The 18,560-nt window shown below is 72.8% G+C and carries 12 protein-coding genes; 4 read left to right on the forward strand and 8 right to left on the reverse strand.

Features of this window, described 5'->3' with window-relative positions:
• Window positions 1–138: 138 nt before the first annotated feature.
• Entirely contained in the window at window positions 139–624 is a 486-nt protein-coding gene (locus ACFV61_RS08680) for a ribose-5-phosphate isomerase (protein WP_063347575.1), read from the reverse strand.
• A gap of 44 nt (window positions 625–668) precedes the next feature.
• Window positions 669–1,268, reverse strand: coding sequence for a biotin transporter BioY (locus ACFV61_RS08685; protein WP_063347576.1), 600 nt, complete (start codon window positions 1,266–1,268; stop codon window positions 669–671).
• A 277-nt stretch (window positions 1,269–1,545) separates the two neighbouring features.
• Here ACFV61_RS08685 and ACFV61_RS08690 point away from each other — a divergent pair, with 277 nt between their 5' ends.
• Window positions 1,546–2,961 carry an amino acid permease gene (locus tag ACFV61_RS08690; RefSeq protein ID WP_380336934.1) on the forward strand — a complete coding sequence of 472 codons (1,416 nt, stop codon included), beginning with the start codon at window positions 1,546–1,548 and terminating at the stop codon, window positions 2,959–2,961.
• 63 nt (window positions 2,962–3,024) lie between these two features.
• Here the strand turns inward: ACFV61_RS08690 and ACFV61_RS08695 are convergent, their stop codons facing one another.
• Window positions 3,025–3,657, reverse strand: coding sequence for a DsbA family protein (locus ACFV61_RS08695; protein WP_380336936.1), 633 nt, complete (start codon window positions 3,655–3,657; stop codon window positions 3,025–3,027).
• Between the two features lie 225 nt (window positions 3,658–3,882).
• On the opposite strand from ACFV61_RS08695, the gene pepN reads away from it, so the two are divergent.
• Window positions 3,883–6,447: an aminopeptidase N gene (pepN, locus tag ACFV61_RS08700; RefSeq protein WP_380490759.1), complete on the forward strand. Its 2,565-nt coding sequence runs from the start codon at window positions 3,883–3,885 to the stop codon at window positions 6,445–6,447.
• 74 nt (window positions 6,448–6,521) lie between these two features.
• Here the strand turns inward: pepN and ACFV61_RS08705 are convergent, their stop codons facing one another.
• Together ACFV61_RS08705 and acnA are read right to left on the reverse strand one after the other, a co-directional pair.
• Complete coding sequence (locus tag ACFV61_RS08705; RefSeq protein ID WP_380490761.1) at window positions 6,522–7,847, reverse strand: glycoside hydrolase family 18 protein; 1,326 nt, start codon at window positions 7,845–7,847, stop codon at window positions 6,522–6,524.
• Between the two features lie 186 nt (window positions 7,848–8,033).
• Window positions 8,034–10,679 carry an aconitate hydratase AcnA gene (gene acnA / locus ACFV61_RS08710; protein ID WP_063347581.1) on the reverse strand — a complete coding sequence of 882 codons (2,646 nt, stop codon included), beginning with the start codon at window positions 10,677–10,679 and terminating at the stop codon, window positions 8,034–8,036.
• Window positions 10,680–11,149: 470 nt separating this feature from the next.
• On the opposite strand from acnA, the gene ACFV61_RS08715 reads away from it, so the two are divergent.
• Window positions 11,150–11,755, forward strand: coding sequence for a superoxide dismutase family protein (locus tag ACFV61_RS08715; RefSeq protein ID WP_380490763.1), 606 nt, complete (start codon window positions 11,150–11,152; stop codon window positions 11,753–11,755).
• A gap of 9 nt (window positions 11,756–11,764) precedes the next feature.
• Here ACFV61_RS08715 and argF read toward each other — a convergent pair whose 3' ends face one another.
• The 3 genes from argF to ACFV61_RS08730 form a co-directional block, all read right to left on the reverse strand.
• Window positions 11,765–12,766: an ornithine carbamoyltransferase gene (gene argF / locus ACFV61_RS08720; RefSeq protein ID WP_380490765.1), complete on the reverse strand. Its 1,002-nt coding sequence runs from the start codon at window positions 12,764–12,766 to the stop codon at window positions 11,765–11,767.
• A gap of 196 nt (window positions 12,767–12,962) precedes the next feature.
• The gene (locus ACFV61_RS08725; RefSeq protein WP_380490767.1) at window positions 12,963–15,674 is read right to left on the reverse strand and encodes a polynucleotide kinase-phosphatase; all 2,712 of its coding nucleotides are present in this window, start codon (window positions 15,672–15,674) and stop codon (window positions 12,963–12,965) included.
• A complete protein-coding gene (locus ACFV61_RS08730; RefSeq protein WP_380490769.1) occupies window positions 15,671–17,269 on the reverse strand; it encodes a 3' terminal RNA ribose 2'-O-methyltransferase Hen1 in 1,599 nt (532 codons plus the stop codon). Before ACFV61_RS08730 ends, ACFV61_RS08725 begins: the two co-directional genes overlap by 4 nt.
• A gap of 176 nt (window positions 17,270–17,445) precedes the next feature.
• Here ACFV61_RS08730 and dapD point away from each other — a divergent pair, with 176 nt between their 5' ends.
• Window positions 17,446–18,435 (forward strand): 2,3,4,5-tetrahydropyridine-2,6-dicarboxylate N-succinyltransferase, encoded by a 990-nt coding sequence (gene dapD / locus ACFV61_RS08735; protein WP_063347584.1) that lies wholly within the window; start codon window positions 17,446–17,448, stop codon window positions 18,433–18,435.
• Window positions 18,436–18,560: the final 125 nt, after the last annotated feature.

Raw genomic sequence — 18,560 nt, forward strand, 5'->3', positions numbered from 1 at the left:
GGCCCCCCCCCCCCCGGCCCCCGGCCCGCGGCGCCCGGGCCCCGGGGCCCCCGCGCCCGGGGGGGGGGGCCGGGGGGGGGGGGGGGCCCGCGGGGGGGGGGGGGGGCCCGCCCCACGGGGGGTGGACGGGGGGAGGGATCAGCCCTGCGGGTGGTGGGCCGGGATCGGCGGGAGCTCGCCGGTGGTCTCGTACTCGCTCAGCATCTCGATCCGGCGGGTGTGCCGCGGCTCGCCGCTGTAGGGGGTGTTGAGGAAGACCTCGACGAACTTGGTGGCCTCCTCCAGCGTGTGCATGCGGCCGCCGACGGAGACCACGTTGGCGTTGTTGTGCTCGCGGCCGAGCCCGGCGGTCTGCTCGCTCCAGGCCAGCGCCGCCCGCACGCCCTTGACCTTGTTGGCGGCGATCGCCTCACCGTTGCCCGAGCCGCCGATGACGACGCCCAGCGCCTCCGGGTCGGCGGCGGTGCGCTCGGCGGCGCGCAGGCAGAACGGCGGATAGTCGTCCTCGGCGTCGTAGATGTGCGGCCCGCAGTCGACCGGCTCGTGGCCGGCCTCCTTGAGCCACTCCACGAGGTGGTTCTTCAGTTCGTATCCGGCATGGTCTGAGCCCAGGTACACGCGCATGCCATGAGTGTGGCATGCGCGTGCGCCCGGGCCCGGCAGGGGGCTCACCGCTTCGCGGCGAGCTTCCAGACCAGCGGCAGGGCCCCGGCGGCGAGGACGGCCTTCAGGGCGTCGCCGACCAGGTACGGGTAGAGGCCGAGCTCGGCCGCCCGGGCGAGCGGGACGTGCAGCGACAGGGCCAGGTACGGGACGCCGACCGCGTAGATGGCGAGGCTGCCGAGGACCATGGTGACGGCGGTGTTCACCGGGCTCCGGTCGGCGCCGCGGCGGGCCAGCTCGCCGGTCAGGCCGGCCGCCAGGACGAAGCCGAGCACGTAGCCGAGCGAGGGCATCGTCCAGCCGGAGGTGCCCTCGGCGAACCAGGGCATCCCCGCCAGGCCGGCCAGCAGGTAGAGGGCGAGCGAGGCGATGCCGCGGCGGGCGCCGAGCGCGGTGCCGACCAGCAGGGCGGCGAAGGTCTGGCCGGTGACCGGCACCGGCGAGCCGGGGACGTTCACCGACAGCTGGGCGGCCACGCCGGTCAGGGCGGCGCCGCCGGCCACCAGGGCCAGGTCGCGGGCCTGGGCGCCGAGGCGGGTGGTGGCGGCGGGCAGCAGGTCGGCGAGGACGGCGCGGCGCGGTATCGGGGTGGTGGCAGTGGCCATCGGGGGTCTCCTGTGGGGTGCTCAGGTGAGTGAACACCTGTGAACCTACGTGGTGATCCACTACGCCACCGCCACGGTTTCGGACAAAGCCCCGCCCTCGGCCGTTGTCGGAACCGGCTCATTTCGGCCCATACCGACGCTGTGTCACTGGTCGACCCCGCTTCGTCACCGCGTGGTCCGCATGGTGGGCCCGAGGTCCCCGCTCTTGGCATGAACAGAGGTGTCGCCGGATATTGGACAGCTCATGCCGCATTCCGCAAAGTCTGGATCCAGCCCTATGGCCCCCACCTCCGCGCCCAAGGCGTCCGGGACCACCGACGCCGACGGTGCCCCGGCCACCGGCCAGCAGCTCGCGCACGGCCTCAAGCAGCGCCACCTGTCGATGATCGCGCTGGGCGGGGTGATCGGCGCGGGCCTGTTCGTCGGCTCCGGCGCCGGCATCGCGGCCGCCGGTCCGGCGATCATCCTGGCGTTCACCCTCTCCGGCCTGCTGGTCATGCTGATCATGCGGATGCTCGGCGAGATGTCGGCCGCCCGCCCCGCCTCCGGATCGTTCTCGGTGCACGCCGAGAAGGAGATCGGCCCCTGGGCCGGGATCACGGCCGGCTGGATGTACTGGGTGATGCTGTGCTGCGGCGTCGCCGCCGAGGCCACCGCCGCCGGGAAGATCGTCAACGGCTGGGTGCCGGGCGTCTCCTCCTGGGTCTGGGTCGGCCTGTTCATGGTCTTCTTCTGCGCCAGCAACCTGACCGCGGTGAAGAACTTCGGCGAGTTCGAGTTCTGGTTCGCCGCCATCAAGGTCGCCGCGATCATCGCCTTCCTGGTCCTCGGCGGCCTCGGCATCGCCGGGGTGATCGGCCCCGGCGCCCCCGGCGCGACCAACCTGACCGGCCAGGGCGGCTTCCTGCCCACCGGGGTCAGCGGGCTGATCGTCGGCCTGCTCGCCTCCGTCTTCGCCTACGGCGGGCTGGAGACCGTCACCATCGCCGCCGCCGAGTCCGACGACCCCCGCAAGAACGTCGCCAACGCGGTGCGCACGGCGGTGTGGCGGATCGCGATCTTCTACATCGGCTCGATGGCCCTGGTCGTCACCCTGGTCTCCTGGAAGGACCCGGCGGTGGTCACCGACGGCCCGTACGTCACCGTGCTGCGGCACCTCGGGGTGACCGGCGCCGGGACGATCATGGAGGTGGTGGTGCTGATCGCGCTGCTCTCCGCGATGAACGCCAACATCTACGGCGCCTCCCGGATGGCGTACTCGCTGGTCGGCCGCGGCCAGGGCCCCCGGGCGCTGGCCAAGGTCTCCGGCGGGGTGCCGCGCCGGGCCGTGCTGGCCTCCTGCCTGTTCGGCTTCGGCGCCGTGCTGGCCGCCAAGTTCTGGCCGGAGACCGTCTTCACCTGGCTGATGAACACCACCGGCGTGGCCATCCTGGTCGTCTGGCTGTTCATCTGCCTCGTCCAGCTGCGGATGCGCCGCCGGCTGGAGCGCGAGGCGCCCGAACTGCTCACCGTGAAGATGTGGGGCTACCCCTACCTGACCTGGATCGCGATGGCCGCCGTGGCCGGCATCCTCGCCCTGATGACCACCACCGAGGGCAACCGGCAGCAGCTGTACGCGGCCGGGGTGCTGGTCGCGCTGCTGAGCGCCGCCGGCCTGGTCAAGCAGCGGCGGGACGCGGCCGCCGCCCGCTGACCCCGGCACGCACGAGGGCCCGGTACCGCCAGCCGCGGTACCGGGCCCTTCGCGCGCCCCGCGCTACTCGAAGGACGGGCCCGCCGTACGGGTCCGCTTGATCTCGTAGAAGCCCGGGGTGGAGGCCACCAGCAGGGTGCCGTCCCAGAGCCGGGCCGCGGCCTCGCCCTTCGGGGCCGGGGTGACCACCGGGCCGAAGAAGGCGACCCGCTCGCCGTCCACGCCCTCCACCGCGATCACCGGGGTGCCGACGTCCTCGCCGACCAGGGTGATGCCCTCCTTGTGCGAGGCGCGCAGGGCCTCGTCGTACGCGTCCGTGTCGGCCGCGTCCGCCAGCTCCGCGGGCAGCCCGGCGGCCACCAGCGCCGCCTCGACCGTCTCCCGGTTCTGCGGCAGGCCCTGGTTGTGGAAGCGCAGGCCCAGCTCGGTGTAGAGCCGGCCCAGCACCTCGTCGCCGTGCTGCCGGGCGGCCGCTATGCACACCCGCACCGCGCCCCAGGCGTTGTCCAGCAGCTCGCGGTAGTTCTCCGGGAGGTCGCGGTCCTCGTTCAGCACCGACAGGCTCATCACGTGCCAGTTCACGTCCACCGGACGCAACTGCTGCACCTCGATCAGCCAGCGGGACGTCATCCACGCCCACGGGCAGGCCGGGTCGAACCAGAAGTCGGCGGTCTTGCGCTCAGCGGCAGTCGTCACGGCTGTCGTCCTTCGTGAGGTGATGACGAGGCAGGCAGGCGTGCCACCCCGACCCGTCAACACCCGCCCGCCGCCGCTGATTCCGGCCCCGCCGGGACGGCCTGTGCAATGGTACCGGCGAGGGAGGGCGTGAAAGGATGCCCCTGCGGAGCGCGGCACACCGCGCGCCGAGACCGCACCACCCACAGACGCACCACCGTGCGAGCCGGACAAAGGAGTACCGCCGTGCCGGGCAAGAACCTGAGCCGCGACGAAGCGCAGCAGCGGGCCAGCATCCTGGCCGTGGAGGGCTACCAGGTCCGGCTGGACGTGACCTCCGCCCCCGATCCGGCGGCCGCCACCTTCCGCTCCACCACCACCGTCACGTTCCGCTGCTCCCGGCCCGGCGCCGCCACCTTCCTCGACCTGCTCGCCCCCGCCGTCCACGCCGTCACCCTCAACGGCCGCGCGATCGACCCGGCCACCGCCTACGACGGCGCCCGGGTGCACGTCGACGGCCTCGCCGCCGAGAACGTCCTCACCGTCGAGGCGGACTGCGCCTACAGCCGCACCGGCGAGGGCCTGCACCGCTTCACCGACCCGGTGGACGGCGAGACGTACCTCTACACCCACTACGAGCCGGCCGACGCCCGCCGGGTCTTCGCGACCTTCGAACAGCCCGACCTGAAGGCCCCGTTCGGCTTCACCGTGACCGCCCCCGCCGCCTGGGACGTCTGGTCCAACGCCGTCCACGACAAGGTCACCGAGGAAGGCGCCGCCCGCACCTGGGAGTTCGCGCCGACCCAGCCGATCTCCAGCTACCTCACCGCCGTCGTGGCCGGCCCCTACCACGTCGCCCGCGACCACTACAGCCGCGAACTCGCCGACGGCACCACCCTGGAGATCCCGCTCTCCGCGATGTGCCGCAAGTCCCTCGCCCAGTACTTCGACGCGGACGAGATCCTCGGCGTCACCAAGCTCGGACTCGACTTCTTCCACGAGGAGTTCGACTACCCGTACCCCTTCGGCAAGTACGACCAGGCGTTCGTCCCCGAGTACAACATCGGCGCCATGGAGAACCCCGGCTGCGTCACCTTCCGCGAGGAGTTCGTCTTCCGCTCGAAGGTCACCGACGCCGCCTACGAGGGCCGCGCCAACGTCATCCTGCACGAGATGGCGCACATGTGGTTCGGCGACCTGGTCACCATGCGCTGGTGGGACGACCTGTGGCTGAAGGAGTCCTTCGCCGACTTCATGGGCTCCTACGGCCTGATCGGCGCCCGCACCCGGTACTCCTCCGCCTGGGTCACCTTCGCCAACCAGCGCAAGGCCTGGGCCTACCGGCAGGACCAGCTCCCCACCACCCACCCGATCACCGCCGACATCCGCGACCTCGAGGACGCCAAGCTCAACTTCGACGGCATCACCTACGCCAAGGGCGCCGCCGTCCTCAAGCAGCTGGTCGCCTACGTCGGCTCCGAGGCCTTCTTCGAGGGCGCCCGCCGCTACTTCAAGCGCCACGCCTTCGGCAACACCGAACTCGGCGACCTGCTGGGCGTCCTGGAGGAGACCAGCGGCCGCGACCTCAAGGCCTGGGCCGCCGCCTGGCTGCAGACCGCCGGGGTCGACTCGCTCACCCCGCAGGTGACCACCGACGCCGAGGGCCGGATCACCGAACTCGCCGTCCTCCAGGACGGGACGGTGCTGCGCCCGCACCGGATCGCGATCGGCCTCTACGACCGGGACGCCGACGGCTCCCTGGTGCGCACCGAGCGGATCGAGCTCGACGTCACCGGCAACCGCACCGTCGTCGCCGAGGCCGCCGGCCGCCCCCGCCCCGCGCTGGTGCTGCTCAACGACGACGACCTCACCTACTGCAAGATCCGCTTCGACTCCGAGTCCCTGGAGACCCTGCGCACCGGCCTCGGCGACATCCACGACGAGCTGGCCCGGGCACTCGCCTGGTCCGCCGTCTGGAACCTCACCCGGGACGGCCTGATGCCGGCCCGCGACTACGTCGCCCTGGTGCTGCGCTTCGCCGGCCAGGAGGGCAACATCGGCGTGCTGCAGTCGCTGCACGCCCAGGCCAAGACCGCCGTCGACCTGTACGCCGACCCGGCCTGGCGCGGCGAGGGCGGCCGGCAGCTGGCCGACGGCGCCCTGCGCGAACTGCGCGAGGCCGTCCCCGGCAGCGACCACCAGCTGGCCTGGGCCCGCTTCCTCGCCCAGACCGCGGGCGGCGCCGAGCACCTCGGCCTGGTCCGCGGCCTGCTGGCCGGCAGCGCCCGGATCGACGGCCTGGACGTCGACCAGGAGCTGCGCTGGTCGCTGTGGCTGGCGCTGGCCGCCGCCGGCCAGGCCGGCGACGAGGAACTGGCCGGGGAGCTGGCCGCCGACAACACCGCCAGCGGCAAGCGCCAGTACACCCAGTGCCTGGCCGCCCGGCCCACCGCAGAGGCCAAGGCCGCCGCCTGGTCGGCCGTGGTCGACTCCGACGAACTGCCGAACGCCTTGGTCGAGGCCCAGATCGCGGGCTTCGCGCTGCCCGCCCACCGCGACCTGACCGCGCTCTACGCGGCGCCCTACTTCAAGCTGCTGGAGCGGGTCTGGGCCGAGCGGACCATCGAGATCGCGATGCGGATCGTCAGCGGGTTCTTCCCGCGCGCGCAGACCAGCGAGCAGACCCTGGCCGAGGCCGACGCCTGGCTGGACGGCCACCCGCAGGCCGCGCCGGCGCTGCGCCGCCTGGTCCTGGAGTGCCGCGACGACCTGGCCCGCGCGCTGCGGGCGCAGGCCTGCGACCGGGCCTGACACAGGCGTGAAGGGGCCCGCCGTGCGGACACGGCGGGCCCCTTCGCGTCGGGGCGCCCCTTCGCGTCGGGGCGTCAGTCGCGGCGCAGGCCGCGGTCCAGGGCGGCGATCGCGCTGCCCTGGGCGTCGTCGCCGTCCAGCGACCAGACCATCACGCCGCCCAGGTCGTTCCAGCGCACGTACCGCGCCTTCTGGGTGAGCACCTCGGCGGTGTCGTAGCTGTAGAAGGTGGTGCCGTCGTACTTCCAGGACGCGCCGTGGTCGCGGTCCACGTACACCTTGCCGGGCAGCGCGTTGACCTCCCGGTAGGAGAGGTCGGGGGCGGCGGCGGTGGCGCTCTGGTAGAGGCCGCCGCGCTTGCCGGGCGCGACGCCCGTCCAGCCGTGGCCGTACAGCGGGGCGCCGAGCACGATCTGCTCGGCGGGCAGGCCGCGCTCCTGGTAGTGGTCGACGGCCGTGTCGGCGCTGCGCCGGCGGGCGTCGGGGTCGGCCGGGTCGGAGTAGAGGTTGGCCTGGTGGTTGGCCGGGCCCTTGCCCTCCCAGGGGCCGTGCAGGTCGTAGGTCATCAGGTTGAGCCAGTCCACCGACTCGCTCAGCTCGGGCAGTTCGAGCCGGTCGGCGACGGTCTCGTTGGCGGCGACGGCGGCGGTCAGCAGGTAGTGCCGGCCCTTGTCGCCCTTCTTGCCGCCCTTCTTGCCGAAGTCGTCGAGCTGGCGGCGGAACTCCTGCATCAGCAGGGTGAAGTTGCGCCCGTCCTCGGGGCGGACCACGTTGCCCGCGTCCCCGCCGCCGCCCGGGTACTCCCAGTCGATGTCGATGCCGTCGAAGACGCCCGCGGCCGCGCCGGCGCCGCCCTCCGGGGAGCCGGGCAGGACCGGCACGTCGCCCTTGAGGTAGAGGTCGATGCAGGAGGAGACGAACTTCTTGCGCGCGGCGTCGGTGGCGGCCGCGTCGGAGAAGTACTTGGACCAGCTCCAGCCGCCGAGCGAGATGACCGTGCGCAGCTGCGGGTTCTTCGCCTTGAGCTTGCGCAGCTGGTTGAAGTGGCCCTTCAGCTTCTGGCCCGGGGCGTCGGCCACGCCGTCGACCGAGTCGGCGGCGGAGAAGGCGCGCTGGTAGTCGTTGCGGGCGTCGCCCTGGCCTGCGTCGTTGGTCTCGAAGCAGGTGCCGTCGGCGGAGACGTTGCCGAAGGCGTAGTTGACGACGGTGAGCTTCCCGGCCTGGCCGGAGTCCTGGACGCGCTTGGCGGAGCTGTCGGCGCCCCACTGGGTGAAGTAGCCGACCCGCTGGCCCTTCAGCTTCGGGCCGTGCCCGCCGTCGGCGGCGTTGGCGGTGGCGGGGGCGGCGAGCAGCGCGGCGACGGTGGCGGCGGCGAGCAGGACTGAGGCGCGAGTGGGCATACCGGACCTGTTCTCTGAATGATCGTCAAATGGTCTGGACCAGATGGGATAGAGGTTTAGTCCATCGCGGCACACCGCACAAGGGGCAGGGCTCAGGAGAGGCAGCATGCAAAAGAGGCCGGACCGCGCGATGCGGTCCGGCCTCTCAGCCACCGGGGCGCTCAGCCCCCGGAACTAGAACTCGGTTCAGCCGATGAGCGAGCGCAGCACGTACTGCAGGATGCCGCCGTTGCGGTAGTAGTCCGCCTCACCGGGGGTGTCGATGCGGACGACCGCGTCGAACTCCTTGTCACCGGCCTTGACCTTGACGGTCTTCGGGGTGCGGCCCTCGTTGAGCTCGGTCACGCCGGTGAAGGAGAAGGTCTCCTCGCCGGTCAGGCCGAGGGACTCGGCGGTCTGGCCCTCCGGGAACTGCAGCGGCAGGACGCCCATGCCGATCAGGTTCGAGCGGTGGATGCGCTCGTACGACTCGGCGATGACGGCCTTGACGCCCAGCAGCGCGGTGCCCTTGGCGGCCCAGTCGCGGGACGAGCCGGAGCCGTACTCCTTGCCGGCCAGGACGACCAGCGGGGTGCCGGCGGCCTGGTAGTTCTGCGAGGCGTCGTAGATGAACGACACCGGGCCGTCGGCCTGGGTGAAGTCGCGGGTGTAGCCGCCCTCGGTGCCCGGCGCGATCTGGTTGCGCAGACGGATGTTGGCGAAGGTGCCGCGGATCATCACCTCGTGGTTGCCGCGGCGCGAGCCGTAGGAGTTGAAGTCGCGCTTCTCGACACCGTTGGCGGTCAGGTACTGCGCCGCCGGGGTGCCCGGCTTGATGTTGCCGGCCGGGGAGATGTGGTCGGTGGTGACCGAGTCGCCCAGCTTGGCCAGGACACGGGCGCCGGCGATGTCGGTCACCGGGCTCGGGGTCTTGGCCATGCCCTCGAAGTACGGGGGCTTGCGGACGTAGGTGGACTCGGCGTCCCACTCGAAGGTGTTGCCGGTCGGGACCGGGAGCGACTGCCAGCGGTGGTCACCGGCGAAGACGTCCTGGTAGCCCTTGTCGAACATCGCCTCGTCGATGGAGCCGGCGACGGTGTCCGCCACCTCCCGCTCCGACGGCCAGATGTCGGCGAGGAAGACGTCGTTGCCGTCGGCGTCCTGGCCCAGGGCGTCGCGGGTGATGTCGATGTTCATGTTGCCGGCCAGGGCGTAGGCGACCACCAGCGGCGGCGAGGCCAGGTAGTTCATCTTCACGTCCGGGTTGATCCGGCCCTCGAAGTTGCGGTTGCCGGAGAGCACCGAGACGACCGCCAGGTCGGCCTCGTTGACGGCGGCCGAGACCTCCTCGGGCAGCGGGCCCGAGTTGCCGATGCAGGTGACGCAGCCGTAGCCGACCAGGTTGAAGCCCAGCTTCTCCATGTACGGGAGCAGGCCGGCCTTCTCGTAGTAGTCCATGACGACCTTGGACCCGGGGGCCAGGGTGGTCTTGACCCACGGCTTGACCGTGAGGCCCTTCTCCACGGCCTTCTTCGCCAGCAGGGCGGCGCCCAGCATGACGGAGGGGTTGGAGGTGTTGGTGCAGGAGGTGATCGAGGCGATCACGACCGCGCCGTTGTCGATCTCGTACGTCGACCCGTCGGGGGCGGTGACGGCGGTCGGCTTCGAGGCCTCGGCGGAGTAGGTCGGCAGCGCCTCGGCGAACCGGGTGGCGGCCTCGGCCAGGACGACGCGGTCCTGCGGGCGCTTCGGGCCGGAGATCGACGGGACGACGGTGGAGACGTCCAGCTCCAGGTACTCGGAGAAGACCGGCTCGACCGACGGGTCGTGCCAGAGGCCCTGCTCCTTGGCGTACGCCTCGACCAGGGCGAGCTGCTGCTCGTCGCGGCCGGTGAGCTTGAGGTAGTTGATGGTCTCGGCGTCGATCGGGAAGATCGCGCAGGTCGAACCGAACTCCGGCGACATGTTGCCGATGGTGGCGCGGTTGGCCAGCGGGATCGCGGAGACGCCCTCGCCGTAGAACTCGACGAACTTGCCGACCACACCGTGCTTGCGCAGCATCTCGGTGATGGTGAGCACCAGGTCGGTGGCGGTGGTGCCGGCCGGCAGCTGGCCGTTGAGCTTGAAGCCGACCACGCGCGGGATCAGCATGGAGACCGGCTGGCCCAGCATCGCGGCCTCGGCCTCGATGCCGCCGACGCCCCAGCCCAGCACGCCCAGGCCGTTGACCATGGTGGTGTGCGAGTCGGTGCCGACGCAGGTGTCCGGGTAGGCCTGGCCGCCGCGGACCATGATGGTGCGGGCCAGGTGCTCGATGTTCACCTGGTGGACGATGCCGGTGCCGGGCGGGACGACCTTGAACTCGTCGAAGGCGGTCTGGCCCCAGCGCAGGAACTGGTAGCGCTCCTTGTTGCGGCCGTACTCGATCTCGACGTTCTGGACGAAGGCGTCCGGGGTGCCGAACTTGTCGGCGATGACGGAGTGGTCGATGACCAGCTCGGCCGGGGCCAGCGGGTTGATCTTGGCCGGGTCGCCGCCCAGCTCCTTGACGGCCTCACGCATGGTGGCGAGGTCGACCACGCACGGCACACCGGTGAAGTCCTGCATGATCACGCGGGCCGGGGTGAACTGGATCTCCTGGCTCGGCTGGGCGCTGGCGTCCCAGTTGCCGAGCGCGCGGATGTGGTCGGCGGTGATGTTCGCGCCGTCCTCCGTGCGGAGCAGGTTCTCCAGCAGCACCTTGAGGCTGTACGGCAGCCGCTCGGAACCCTCGACGGCGGAGAGCTTGAAGATCTCGTACGACTCGTCGCCCACCTGCAGCGAGCTGCGGGCGTCGAAGCTGTTCGCGGACACGACTGACTCCTTCTGGGTGCTTCGTGCGGTATCCGGCCGCCACGGTGGTAAGGTCAGCCTTACTTAGGCTTACCTTGCCCGCATCGCCGGCGAGCTCCGCTCGGCAAGTATCTTGATGTCGAGATATATCCTATGGGGCAGTTATCTCGATGTCGAGATAAACCATAGTGCATGCCGTCACCTTCACCACCGCAGGCATGCCTGGGTCGACAAAAGCGCAGGTCAGCAGCCTTTCGGGCGGCGGCGGGCGGCAACGGCAGCACTGCCGGCTCGGCACCGGCCCAGTGTCGACTCGGCATCGGCCCACCACCGGCTCACACCAGCTCACCACCGGAACCGTTGGTCGGCGACGGGACGAGCAGAGGCGCGCCCGCGCGGCCCGCGCGCCTCCGGGCCCGTTCGAGGGTGTCCGCCGGCGCCCGGCGCCGTTGAGCAGGGTGTCCGTCGCCCTGCCCCTGGAAGGCCCCTCGATGTCCGCTCCGCTCGCCGCCGCTCCACTCGCCGCCGCACTGCTGCCGCTGGCCCTGCTCGTCCCCGCCGCCGCCTCGTCGGGTGCCGCCGCCCCGTCGGTCGCCGCTGCCTCGTCGGGCTCCGCCGCCTCGCCGGTCTCCGTCGTCGAGGCCGCCTTCGACCCCGCGACGGCCTTCGTCCCGCCGACCGCCGTCAGCTACGCGGACGACCTCGTGCCGTACGGCGCGCACACCCGGATCGTCACCGACCGCTCCACCCCGGGGCGGACGGTGCTCACCATGACCGTCACCGGGCTCGCCCCCGACCACGAGTTCCCGGTCCACCTGCACACCGGCTCCTGCGGAGCCGACCCGGCCTCGTCCGGACCGCACTACCAGGACGCCGTGGACCCGGTGCAGCCGTCCACCGACCCGGCGTACGCCAACGGGCGCAACGAACTGCGGCTGGCGCTGCGCACCGACGAGCACGGCGAGGGCACCGCGACGGCCTCGGTGCCCTGGCAGCCGCGGTCGGGCGAGGCCCGCTCACTGGTGATGCACGCGGGCACCCCGACCGGCCCGCACGCGGCGGGCGACCGGGCGGCCTGCGTCAAGCTGGAGAAGTGAGCTTCCGCCTCAGAAGCCGAGGGTGGCGACCAGGACCGCCTTGATGGTGTGCAGGCGGTTCTCGGCCTGGTCGAACACGACGGAGTGCGCCGACTCGAACAGCTCGTCGGTGCACTCCAGCTCGGTCATGCCGGTCGCCTCGTACATCTGCCGCCCGAGCACCGTGCCGAGGTCATGGAACGCGGGCAGGCAGTGCAGGAACTTCACGGCCGGGTTGCCGGTGGCCCGGACGGTGTCCATCGACACCTGGTAGGGCTTGAGCAACTCGATCCGCCCGGCCCAGACCTCCTTGGGCTCGCCCATCGAGACCCAGACATCGGTGTAGAGGAAGTCCACGTCGGCCACGCCCTCGGCCACGTCCTCGGTGAGGGTGATCCGGGCGCCGGTCGCCTCGGCCAGCGTCTCGGCCGCCTCCCGGACCTCCTCGGCCGGCCAGAGGGAGCGCGGGGCGACGATCCGGACGTCCATGCCGAGCAGGGCGCCGGTGACCAGCAGCGAGTTGCCCATGTTGGAGCGGGCGTCGCCGAGGTACGCGAGGGCGGTCCCGGTCAGCGGCTTGGTGCTGTGCTCGGTGATGGTGAGGACGTCGGCCAGCATCTGGGTGGGGTGCCACTCGTCGGTGAGACCGTTCCAGACCGGGACGCCGGCGTTCGCCGCCAGCTCCTCGACGATCTCCTGGCCGTGGCCGCGGTACTCGATGCCGTCGAACATCCGGCCGAGCACCCGGGCGGTGTCCCGGATGGACTCCTTGTGGCCGATCTGCGAACCGGACGGGTCCAGGTAGGTGGTGGTGGCGCCCTGGTCGTGGGCGGCGACCTCGAAGGCGCAGCGGGTGCGGGTGGAGGTCTTCTCGAAGATCAGCGCGATGTTCTTCCCGCGCAGCCGGGGCTGCTCGGTGCCCGCATACTTGGCCGCCTTGAGTCCGGCGGCGAGGTCCACCAGGAAGCGGAACTCCTGGGGCGTGAAGTCGAGCTCCTTGAGGAAGTGCCTGTTCCGGAGGTTGAAGGCCATACCGGGCTCCTGGGATGACGGGGCGTACGGGAAAGTAGCAAGTCTATACGACACTCGGAATTTCTATACACAGCGGGGGTGGGAGAGGGGGAGCCCCGCCGCGGACTCCCCATCGACACCCGACCGGCCTACAGCCGTGGGTCTCCTCGACGCCCGGTCGGTCTAAAGGCGCGGGCACCCTCTGCGCCCGGCCGGCCTACAGGCGCGGATCGACCGGCTCGGACTCCAGCGCGAGCACCGCGAACACCGGCTCGTGCACCCGCCACAGCGGCTCGCCGGCCGCCAGCCGGTCCAGCGCCTCCAGGCCCAGCGCGTACTCGCGCAGCGCCAGCGAGCGCTTGTGGCCCAGCGACCGCTCGCGCAGCCGGTCCAGGTACTCGGTGTAGTCCGGGCCGTAGACGATCCGCAGGTACTCCCGGCCGCGCACCTTCACCCCCGGCTGCACCAACCCGCCCGGACGGCCCCCGCCCCGCTTCGTGCGCACCACCGAGGCCAGCGGTTTGACCACCATGCCCTCGCCGCCCGCCGCCGTCAGCTCCTCCCACCAGGCCGTGGCGGCCGCCACCGAGGCCTCGTCCTCGGTGTCCACCAGGAGGCGGCCGGTGCGGTGCAGGACCGGTGCCCGGTCACCGTCCGCTTCGGGCGCCGTCTCGGGCACCGTCTCGGGCGCGGCTTCGGCCGGCGCTTCGTCGGCCGCGACCAGGCGGTCGATCCAGGCCAGGTGCTCGTCATGCGGGCGCACCGCGAGGTTCGCCCCCTCGGCGGCCAGCACCTGGAACGGCGCCAGCCGCACGCCCGACAGCCCCTCGGTCGGCCAGCAGTACCGCCGGTACGCCTCGGTGAACGCCTGCGCGTCGGCCGCGCGCCGCCGCTGCTTGGCGGTCAGCTCCGCCAGGTCCAGCCCGCGACCGGCCGCCCGCTCCAGGGCCGCCAGCGCCTCCGGCAGGGCGGCGCCCGCCGCAGTGCCGACCGCAGCGTACTGGCGGCGCAGCAGTTCCACGGCCTTCAGCGACCAGGGCATCAGCTCGGCGTCCAACAGCAGCCAGCCGGTGCCCAGCTCGTCGAACAGCCCCGAGCGCTCGGCGGCCGCCCGTACCCGGCCCAGCAGGGCCGCGGTCAGGCCGTCGTCGGCGAGGAACGCCCGGCCCGTCCTGGTCCAGATCGCGCCCGGACCGGCCACGCCGAAGCGCCGCTCCAGCGCCGCGTCGTCCCGGGCGACCAGCACCACCGCGCGGGAGCCCATGTGCTTCTCCTCGCACACCAGGTGCCGCACGCCGTCCGCGCGGTAGGCGGCGAACGCCTCCTGCGGGTGCTCCAGGAAGCCGTCCCGGCGGGAGGCCGCGCTCGGCGCCATGGTCGGCGGCAGGTACGCCAGCAGCCGCGGGTCCAGCGCGAAGCGGCTCATCACCTCCAGCGCCGCCGCCGCGTTCTCCTCCCGGACGGCGACCCGCCCGTGCAGCCCGGTCTCGACGATCCGGCGGCCCGCCACGTCCGCGAGATCCAGCGGACGGCCCTCGCGGGCGCCCGGCGCGTCCGTGGCCAACGGGCGCACCGGCGCGTACCACTCCCGCTCGGCCGGCACGCTCACCAGCTCCCGCTCCGGGTAGCGCAGCGCCGTCAGGGTGCCGCCGAACACGCAACCGGTGTCCAGGCAGACGGTGTTGTTGACGAAGCTCGCCGACGGCACCGGTGTGTGGCCGTACACCACCAGCGCCTTGCCCCGGTACTCCTCCGCCCACGGGTAGCGCACCGGCAGGCCGTACTCGTCGGTCTCGCCGGTGGTCTCCCCGTACAGCGCGTGCGAGCGCACCCGGCCCGAGTTGCGGCCGTGGTAGCGCTCCGGCAGACCGGCGTGGCAGACCACCAGCGCGCCGCCGTCCAGCAGGTAGTGGCTCACCAGGCCGCGCATGAACTCCCGCGCCTCGGCCCGGAACTCCTCGGACTCGCCGGCCAGCTGATCCAGCGACTCCTGCAGGCCGTAGGCGACGTTGACCTTCTTGCCGTCCAGTGCCCGGCCCAGCTTGTTCTCGTGGTTGCCCGGCACGCACAGCGCGTGCCCGGCCGCGACCATGCCCATCACCAGGCGCAGCACGCCCGGCGTGTCCGGGCCGCGGTCGACCAGGTCCCCGACGAACACGGCGGTACGGCCCGCCGGCGGCACCGCGTCCACCGGCCGGCCCCCGGCGTCCCGGGTCAGCGTGTAGCCGAGGCGGGTCAGCAGGGTCTCCAGCTCGGAGCGGCAGCCATGGATGTCGCCGACGATGTCGAACGGGCCGGTCAGGTGACGCAGGTCGTTGTAGCGCTTCTCCAGCTCCACCTCGGCCGCCGCCACCTCGGCCTCGCCGCGCAGCACGTGCACCTTGCGGAAGCCCTCGCGCTCCAGGCCGCGCAGGGAACGGCGCAGCTCGCGGTGCTGACGCGGGACGACGTGGGCCGGCAGCTGGCGGTCCGCGCGGGAGCGGTTGCGCTCGGCGCACACGCCCGGCGGGACGTCCAGCACGATCGCGATCGGCAGCACGTCGTGCTCACGGGCGATCCGCACCAGCTGGTGGCGTGCCTCGGGCTGGACGTTGGTGGCGTCCACGACGGTCAGCCGGCCGGCCGCGAGGCGCTTGCCGACGATGTAGTGCAGGACGTCGAAGGCCTCGGCGGAGGCCGACTGGTCGTTCTCGTCGTCGGCGACCAGGCCGCGGCAGAAGTCGGAGGAGACGACCTGGGTGGGCAGGAAGTGGCGGCGGGCGAAGGTCGACTTGCCGGCGCCGCTGGTGCCGATCAGGACGACGAGGGAGACGTCGGTGACGGGGAGGCGGCGGGGGGCGGGGTGGTCCTGGGGCAGTTCCTGGTCGTACTCCTGGTCGTGCTCCTGGTGCTGGTGCTGCTCGGGCGTCGGGGTCGCTTCGTCGGTCATCGGGATTCGCCTCCTTCGGGCGCCTGCTCGGTCGTGGCCTGGTCGGTCGGGGTCTGCGCGGTCCGGGTGGTGCCGGTCGTGGTCTGCTCGGGCGGAGTCTGCTCGACAGGGCCGGTGCCGAGGCGGAACAGGGCCAGCTGGGTCGGCGCGCCGACCTCCCCGTCCTCCGGCCCCACCGGGCGCAGCACCACCGTGTAACCGAACGCGGCCGCGACCCGCTCGGCCCACGCGCGGAACTCGGCGCGCGACCACTCGAAGCGGTGGTCGGCGTGCCGGACAGCGCCCGCCGGCAGGCTCTCCCAACGGACGTTGTACTCGGCGTTCGGCGTGGTGACGACCACCGCCCCCGGCCGGGCCGCGCCGAACACCGCGTACTCCAGGGCGGGCAGCCTGGGCAGGTCCAGGTGCTCGACCACCTCGCACAGCACCGCCGCGTCGAAGCCCTTCAACCGGGTGTCCGTGTACGTCAGCGCACCCTGCGCCAGCGTCACCCGGGCCGCCTGCCGCTCCGGCATCCGGTCCAGGCGCAATCCGCGGGCCGCCGCCTGCAACGCCCGCGCGGACACGTCCACGCCGAGCACCTCGGTGAACCGGGCGTCCTTCAGCAGTTCGCCGATCAACTCGCCCCGGCCGCAGCCGAGATCGGCGACCCGGGCCGCGCCCACCTCCCGCAGGACGGCGAGGATCGCGGCGCGGCGCTGCCCGGCGAGGGACGGCGGCCTGGGCTCCGATGTCGCCCCGGCGGCCTCCGCCTGCTCCTCCGGCCGGTCGTCGACCGCGTTGTCGACCTCCTCGGGCTCCCGGTCGTCCGCCTCCGCCAGCCGGGCCAGCTCCAGACGCTCCAGCGCCACCCGGGTCAGCGCCCGGCTCCGGGACAGGTAGCGGCGGGTGATCAGGGCGCGCTCCGGGTGGGCGGCCAGCCAGCCCTCGCCGGCGGCGAGCAGCTTGTCCACCTCGTCCGGGGCGACCCAGTAGTGCTTGGCGCCGTCCAGCACCGGCAGCAGCACGTACAGCTGCTGGAGCGCGTCGGCGAGCCGCACGGCGTCCGAGACCAGCGTGAGCCGCACGTACCGGGACTCGCCCCACTCCGGGAACGCCTCGTCCAGCGGGAGCGCCACCGCCTCGACCCGCCAGCCCAGCGGCTCGAACAGCCGGAGCGCCATCGCCGGGCCACCGCCCTCGCCCGCGCCGTTCGCGGGCACCGCGGGCAGCGTGATCCGCAGCGGGCGCGGGCGCTCCGCCAGCCCCGGCCGGGCCGGGCAGTCGCCCTTCATCGCGGACCGGAACACCGTCCGAAGCGCCACCGCGAGCAGCGAGGACGCCGCGTACGGGCGGTCGTTGACGTACTGGGCGAGCGCGAAGTCCGGCGAACCGCCGCGCCCCTTGCCCCGGCCCTTGCGGACCAGCGCGATCGGATCGACGTCCAGCAGCAGCGCCGCCGTGCAGACGTCGTCGCCCGCATCGGGGTAGAAGACGTGCGCCTCGCCGTGCGACGTCGCGAACCGCTGGACCTTGCCCGGGTGCTTGTGCAGCAGGAAGCCGAGATCGGTGGCCGGGCCCTCGACGCTGCCGGTGGTGGAGATCGACATGAACACCTGCCCGAGTATCACCGAGCAAACCTCCGCTGAACACCGGGTTTCCCGGTGCGGCGGCCGTCCGCCGCGGCCCGCCGGCGGCCGTGTACGCACGGCGGGGGCCTGCCGACCGGCGGCCGCGTCCGCACGACGGGCGTGTTCGGCAGCGGAGCCCCGCATTGGTTAACGTGCACGGTGTGACTGCTGAATCGACCTCCCTCCCGAACGGGGCCGTGGCCGCCGGCCTGGCCACCATCGCCGCCGACGGCACCGTCCTCGACACCTGGTTCCCCGCCCCCGCCCTGGCCGCCGAGCCCGGCCCGGCCGGCACCGTCCGCCTGACCGCCGAGCAGGCCGAGGCCGAACTCGGCGCCGGCGCCGCCGAGGCGCTGCGCGCCGACGCGCGCCGCGGCGTCGAGGTGGTCGCCGTGCGCACCACCATCGCCTCGCTCGACGAGAAGCCGCTCGACACCCACGACGTGTACCTGCGCCTGCACCTGCTCAGCCACCGCCTGGTCAAGCCGCACGGCCAGAACCTGGACGGCGTCTTCGGACTGCTCGCCAACGTCGCGTGGACCAGCATCGGCCCCGTCCCGGTGGACACGGTCGAGCAGGCCCGCCTCGCGGTCCGCGCCCAGGGCGGCCAGCTCGCCGTGTACGGCATCGACAAGTTCCCGCGGATGACCGACTACGTCGCCCCGTCCGGCGTGCGCATCGCCCACGCCGACCGCGTCCGCCTCGGCGCCCACCTGGCCGTCGGCACCACCGTGATGCACGAGGGCTTCGTCAACTTCAACGCCGGCACCCTCGGCACCTCCATGGTCGAGGGCCGGATCAGCGCGGGCGTCGTCGTCGGCGACCACAGCGACATCGGCGGCGGCGCCTCGATCATGGGCACCCTCTCCGGCGGCGGCAAGCAGGTCGTCTCGGTCGGCGAGCGCTGCCTGCTCGGCGCCAACGCCGGCATCGGCATCTCGCTCGGCAGCGACTGCGTCATCGAGGCCGGCCTCTACGTCACCGCCGGCACCCGGGTCACCACCCCGGACGGCACCGTGGCCAAGGCCGTCGAGCTGTCCGGCCAGGACAACCTGCTGTTCCGCCGCAACTCGCAGACCGGCGCCGTCGAGGTCATCGCCCGCTCCGGCTCCTGGGGCGGCCTCAACGCCGACCTGCACGCCCACAACTGACCTGCGGGACCACGCCATCGGGGGGGGGGGGGCCGCCGCCCCCCCCCCCCCGCCCCCCCCGCCCCCGCCCGGCCCCCCCCCCCGCCCCGCCCCCCCCCCCCCCCGCGCGCGCACCCCCCCGAGAA

The sequence above is a fragment of the Kitasatospora sp. NPDC059817 genome, from assembly GCF_042731835.1.
Taxonomy (GTDB): domain Bacteria; phylum Actinomycetota; class Actinomycetes; order Streptomycetales; family Streptomycetaceae; genus Kitasatospora.

Excerpts from the sequence above, each read along its gene's own strand:
- ACFV61_RS08680 (WP_063347575.1), bottom strand. The coding sequence starts at position 624 with ATGCGCGTGTACCTGGGCTCAGACCATGCCGGATACGAACTGAAGAAC.
- ACFV61_RS08685 (WP_063347576.1), bottom strand. The coding sequence starts at position 1,268 with ATGGCCACTGCCACCACCCCGATACCGCGCCGCGCCGTCCTCGCCGAC.
- ACFV61_RS08690 (WP_380336934.1), top strand. The coding sequence starts at position 1,546 with ATGGCCCCCACCTCCGCGCCCAAGGCGTCCGGGACCACCGACGCCGAC.
- ACFV61_RS08705 (WP_380490761.1), bottom strand. The coding sequence starts at position 7,847 with ATGCCCACTCGCGCCTCAGTCCTGCTCGCCGCCGCCACCGTCGCCGCG.
- ACFV61_RS08715 (WP_380490763.1), top strand. The coding sequence starts at position 11,150 with ATGTCCGCTCCGCTCGCCGCCGCTCCACTCGCCGCCGCACTGCTGCCG.
- argF (WP_380490765.1), bottom strand. The coding sequence starts at position 12,766 with ATGGCCTTCAACCTCCGGAACAGGCACTTCCTCAAGGAGCTCGACTTC.
- ACFV61_RS08725 (WP_380490767.1), bottom strand. The coding sequence starts at position 15,674 with ATGACCGACGAAGCGACCCCGACGCCCGAGCAGCACCAGCACCAGGAG.